The 2783-nt window shown below is 66.6% G+C and carries 4 protein-coding genes and 1 pseudogene; 4 read left to right on the top strand and 1 reads right to left on the bottom strand.

Translation table 11 applies throughout. The annotated features are described in order from the left end of the window. The 3 genes from PHX69_RS16055 to PHX69_RS16045 all read left to right on the top strand — a co-directional run. On the top strand, nt 1–360 hold a 360-nt coding region (locus PHX69_RS16055; RefSeq protein WP_149068605.1), incomplete at its 5' end, for a Tn3 family transposase. Between the two features lie 48 nt (nt 361–408). Further along, complete coding sequence (locus tag PHX69_RS16050; RefSeq protein ID WP_288045141.1) at nt 409–1008, top strand: tripartite tricarboxylate transporter substrate binding protein; 600 nt, start codon at nt 409–411, stop codon at nt 1006–1008. Nucleotides 1009–1075: 67 nt separating this feature from the next. Next, nucleotides 1076–1648: an NADPH-dependent FMN reductase gene (locus tag PHX69_RS16045; protein ID WP_288045139.1), complete on the top strand. Its 573-nt coding sequence runs from the start codon at nt 1076–1078 to the stop codon at nt 1646–1648. A 21-nt stretch (nt 1649–1669) separates the two neighbouring features. Here PHX69_RS16045 and PHX69_RS16040 read toward each other — a convergent pair whose 3' ends face one another. After that, nucleotides 1670–2380 carry a VIT1/CCC1 transporter family protein gene (locus PHX69_RS16040; RefSeq protein WP_288045137.1) on the bottom strand — a complete coding sequence of 237 codons (711 nt, stop codon included), beginning with the start codon at nt 2378–2380 and terminating at the stop codon, nt 1670–1672. Between the two features lie 248 nt (nt 2381–2628). Here PHX69_RS16040 and PHX69_RS16035 point away from each other — a divergent pair. Further along, a pseudogene (locus PHX69_RS16035) lies at nt 2629–2783 on the top strand (chromate transporter); the annotation flags it as partial.

The following is a 2783-nucleotide window of genomic DNA, read 5'->3' as shown; positions in this document are numbered from 1 at the left end:
GAACTGCGCCGCCGCGTGCATGCCGGCCTGAACAAGGGCGAGGCGCGCAATGCGCTGGCCAGGGCAGTGTTTTTCAACCGCCTGGGTGAAATCCGCGACCGCAGTTTCGAGCAGCAGCGCTACCGGGCTAGCGGCCTCAATCTGGTAACGGCTGCCGTCGTGTTGTGGAACACGGTCTATCTGGAACGGGCTGCGCACGCGCTGCGTGGCAACGGCCATGCCGTTGATGACGCGCTGTTGCAGTACCTGTCGCCGCTCGGTTGGGAGCACATCAACCTCACCGGCGATTACCTCTGGCGCAGCAGCGCCAAGATCGGCGCGGGCAAGTTCAGGCCGCTACGACCGCTGCAACCGGCTTAGCGTGCTTTATTTTCCGTTTTCTGAGGCGACCCCAAGTATGTCTGCCAGGTGTTCGACAACATTTTTGCCGTGGCCGTACCCAAAGACTCGCCCTACCAGAGCATCCAGGACATCGTGAAAGACGCGCGGCGCCAGGCCGGCGCGGTCAGCTACGGCACTTCGGGCACGGGCTCCATTCCGCACCTGGGCACATCCGACATCGAGGCGGTGAGCAAAGTCGAACTCACCCATGTGCCCTACAAGGGCGACGCTCCCATGCTGCAAGACCTGCTGGCCGGACGCCTGGGTTTTGGCGCCGTGCTGGCCAGCTCCATCACCAGCCAGGTCCAGGCCGGGTCGCTGCGACTGCTTGCGGTGTATGCCGATCGGCGCCACCCCGCTTTCCCGCAGGTGCCCACGTTGACCGAAGCCGGGGTGCCCGTGGTGCAGCTGAGCTTTGGCGGGCTGCTGGTACCCGCCAAAACGCCGCCCGAGGTGGTCGCTGCGCTGGAGACCGGCTGCGAGAAAGCCGTGCAGGCGACGGCCTACCGCGACTGGGCCCAGCGCGCCAACCAGGTGGTCGACTACCAAAACGGTGCTGCCTTTGAAAAGCGGCTGCGCCAGGACAGCCAGCAAAAGGCAGCCACCCTCCAACGCCTGGGCCTGTGATCGTGCACGCCCGGTTTTCCTCTTTCGCCCCCCGCACCCTAAGCACCCTAAGCACCTTACGCACCCCATGAAACCCGTTCTTCACATCATCATTTGCAGCACCCGCCCCAGCCGCGTCGGCCCCGCGATAGCGCAATGGACGCAGCAAGCTGCCCTGTCCAACGACCAGTTCGATGCACAGGTGGTGGACCTGGAGTCCTTCAATCTGCCGGTTTTCGATGAGCCCGAACACCCGCGCCTGCAAAAATACCAGCATGCCCACACCAAGGCCTGGAGCGCCAGCGTCCAGGCGGCTGATGCCTTTGTGTTCGTGCTGCCCGAGTACAACTTCGGCCCACCCTCGGCACTGCTCAATGCCATGAATTACTTGGTGCGCGAATGGCAGTACAAGCCGGCCGCTTTTGTGAGCTACGGCGGCATGTCGGGCGGCCTGCGGGCGGTGCAGGTCACCAAGCAGCTGCTGACCACACTGAAGATCATGCCCATGCTCGAAGCCGTGGCCATTCCCAACGTGGGCCAGCACCTCGATGCGCAAAAAACCTTTGTGCCCAACGATCTGCACACCAGTTCGGCAACGGCCATGTTCGATGAGCTGTACCGCTGGACGCAGGCCATGAAGCCGCTGCGCGCGCCCGCCTGAGCGCAACCCGCCGGCCGCGCATCACCCCACGGGCGCCCCGAACAGCGCGCCCACGCCCGCCGTGATGGCCATGGCCAGCGCGCCCCAGAAGGTGACGCGCCAGGCGCCCACCAGCACGCCCGCGCCGCCCGTGCGCGCGGCAACGCCCCCCAGCACCGCCAGAAACACCAGCGCGGTGCCGGCCACCCAATACAGCAAGCTGCTGGCGGGCGCGAGGGCTGCCACAACCAGGGGCAAGGCGGCGCCCGCAGCAAAGGCGGCGGCCGAGGTGAGCGCGGCCTGCACCGGGCGCGCCGCCATGGCGCTGGAGATTTCGAGCTCATCGCGCGCATGGGCACCCAGCGCGTCATGCGCCATGAGCTGCTGGGCCACCTGCTGCGCCAGCGCAGCTTCCAGCCCCCGGCTCTCGTAGATAGCGGCCAACTCGCGCGCCTCGGCGACGGGGTCGGCGGCGAGCTCGCGGCGCTCGCGGTCGAGGTCGGCCTTTTCAGTGTCGGCCTGCGAGTGCACCGACACATATTCGCCCGCCGCCATCGACATGGCCCCTGCCACCAGCCCGGCCACCGCCGTCATCAGGATGGTGGACGGGCTGGCCTGCGCCGCCGCCACACCCACCACCAGGCTGGCGGTGGAGACGATGCCGTCGTTGGCCCCCAGCACGGCGGCGCGCAGCCAGCCAATGCGATCGGTGCGGTGGCGCTCAAGGTGCAGGCGGCGTGTGGCGGAGGTCATGGGAGTGTCTTTGTGCAAATGGCGAAGAGGCTGGCAGGGTATGGGGCAAAGCGGCGCGGAGTCAACCATCCGCATTCATGATGCCCCTCTCGCCTTTGGAGATGCCTGGGCCACCGGGCGCATCTGCCCTGCGGCTTACCATGGAGCGCCCGCACCATGGACCACGCCCGCCTCCGGTAAACTCCTGATTTCATAGCTGACAGCGCTTGTTTCGCTTGCTCTACAGGCCAATTTCGACCCCACAACCCATGTCTGCGCCCTTGCCCTTACCCGATGCCCCCGAAGCGCGGCCCCAGCCGCGCAACCCGGCCGACCTGTTCTGGTCGTTCACCTGGCTGGCCCTGCAGGGCTTTGGCGGCGTGCTGGCCGTGGTGCAGCGCGAGCTGGTGGAGAAAAAACGCTG

It is taken from the genome of Simplicispira sp., assembly GCF_028687295.1.
In the GTDB taxonomy this organism is placed as follows: domain Bacteria; phylum Pseudomonadota; class Gammaproteobacteria; order Burkholderiales; family Burkholderiaceae_C; genus Simplicispira; species Simplicispira metamorpha.
This window is presented reverse-complemented; position numbering and strand designations above follow the sequence as displayed.